3 protein-coding genes are annotated in these 1,900 nt (G+C 64.8%); all 3 read left to right on the top strand.

Annotated elements, in window-relative coordinates; genetic code table 11:
- Positions 1-653: phosphate ABC transporter substrate-binding protein (locus tag NTW26_00700; GenBank protein MCX7020793.1), on the top strand; the 653-nt coding region annotated here is incomplete at its 5' end.
- Positions 654-731: 78 nt separating this feature from the next.
- Positions 732-1,631 carry a phosphate ABC transporter permease subunit PstC gene (gene pstC / locus NTW26_00695; GenBank protein ID MCX7020792.1) on the top strand — a complete coding sequence of 300 codons (900 nt, stop codon included), beginning with the start codon at positions 732-734 and terminating at the stop codon, positions 1,629-1,631.
- Positions 1,628-1,900, top strand: a 273-nt coding sequence (locus NTW26_00690; GenBank protein ID MCX7020791.1) for a phosphate ABC transporter, permease protein PstA, incomplete at its 3' end; no start/stop codon positions are given. The genes pstC and NTW26_00690, both read left to right, overlap by 4 nt.

Here is a 1,900-nt window from a genome sequence, read left to right as displayed (position 1 = left end):
ACCTCGAGGTCTCCGGCACCGGCTCCGGCGACGGCATCACCGCCCTCATTGATGGACGCACCGACGTCGCCATGTCCTCGCGCAAGATGAAGGCCGAGGAAGTGGAGAAGGCCAAGGCCAAGGGCGTGGAACCCGTCGAGGTGGTCATCGCCCGAGACGGCATCGCCCTCGTCGTCCACCCCTCCAACCCCGTATTATCCCTCACGCTCCAGCAGATCAAGGACATCTTCCTCGGTAAAATCACCAACTGGAAAGAGGTTGGTGGTCCCGATGCGGAGATAGTCCCCGTCACCCGCGACAGCGCCTCCGGGACCTTCGAGGTCTTCGAGGAGCTCGTCATGGACAAGGAGCCCATCGTCCCCGGCGCCGTCACCCAGAACTCCAACGGCACCGTGCGCACGGCCGTCGCGCAGTCCGAGGGCGCCATCGGCTACGTCGGCCTGGGCTACGTAGATAACACCGTAAAGGTCCTGGCCGTGGACGGCGTGGTCCCCTCGGAAGATACCGTCAATAGCGGGGCTTACAAGATCGCCCGCGACCTGAACCTCTACTACCCCAAAGACGCCTCCGAAGCCGTGTTGAAGCTGATCGATTTCATCCTCGGCCCAGAGGGCCGGAAAATCGTGGCCGACGAGGGCTTCATCCCCCTCTAGGCCGCTTCTTTCGTGAAGGATAAGGCGGTGGTCTCGAGGGACCGACCGCGGGACCACCGCCAAACCTGGGTGAAGAACATGGCCAGATTCACCTCCGAAACCGTCGTAAAGCCGTTGCTGGGGTTCTTCGCCCTGTTGTCCCTCGTCTTTCTGGCGGGCATCCTGGTCACCCTTTTGACCGAGTCGGGCCCCTTCTTCGGGGAGTACAACCCCCTCGAGTTCTTCACGGGCACCCAGTGGTACCCGACCCTCGAGACGCAGAACGCCGCCGGGGAGTGGGTTTCCGATCCCCAGTTCGGCCTCCTCCCCCTGCTGGCGGCCTCGCTCCAGGTGACGGTGCTGGCCCTCGTTTTCGCCCTGCCCCTCTCCCTCGGCGCGGCCGTTTTCATGGCCGAGATCGCGCCGCCGGCCCTGCGCGAGATAATCAAGCCGCTGATCGAGCTCCTGGCCGGCATCCCCAGCGTCGTCTTCGGGTTCATCGGCATGGTCCTCGTCGCCCCTTTCATCAAGGAGCTCTTCGACATCCCCATCGGACTCAACGGGCTCTCCGCCTCGATCGTCCTGGCGTTCATGGCCTTCCCCACCATCACCAGCCTGGCCGAGGACGCCATCTCCGCCGTCCCCCGCGATTTGCGGGAAGCCTCGCTGGCGATGGGCGCCAACCGCTGGGAAACGGTGAGCCGCGTCCTGGTCCCCTCGGCCCGCTCGGGCATATTCTCGGCGGTCATCCTGGGCTTCGGGCGCGTCATCGGCGAGACGATGACGGTGCTGATGGTGGCCGGCGGCGGCGCCGCGCTGACCCTCGACCCCCTCTCCCCCCTGAGGCCCATGACGGCGACCATCGCCCTCGAAATGGGGGAGGCGGTGCAGGGAGGGCCCCACTACCACGCCCTCTTCGCCCTGGCGCTTATGCTCCTTCTGATAACCCTCGGCTTCAACCTCCTCGCCGAGCGGATACGGAAAAGGGATTTCTCATGAAGCCCCGCAGAATCCGTGAAATTTTCTGGTTCTCGATGTCCGGCCTCTGCGTGGTCATCGTGTTGGGGATGCTGGGCCTGGTCATCGGCTTCATCATCGCCAAGGGCGCGAGCGTCATAAGCTGGGAGTTCCTGGCGGACGCGCCCCGGAACGCCATGACCGAGGGCGGTATTTGGCCCGCCATCCTGGGAACGCTCCTTTTATCCCTGGGCGCCATCGCCTTCGCCCTGCCCCTGGGGCTCGTGGCCGCGATCTACCTCGTCGAGTAT

The sequence above is a fragment of the bacterium genome, assembly GCA_026398675.1.
Taxonomy (GTDB): Bacteria; RBG-13-66-14; RBG-13-66-14; order RBG-13-66-14; family RBG-13-66-14; genus RBG-13-66-14.
The sequence above is the reverse complement of the archived record's forward strand: the minus strand, read 5'-3'. Positions and strand labels throughout refer to the sequence as shown.

Excerpts from the sequence above, each read along its gene's own strand:
- pstC (MCX7020792.1), top strand. The coding sequence starts at position 732 with ATGGCCAGATTCACCTCCGAAACCGTCGTAAAGCCGTTGCTGGGGTTC.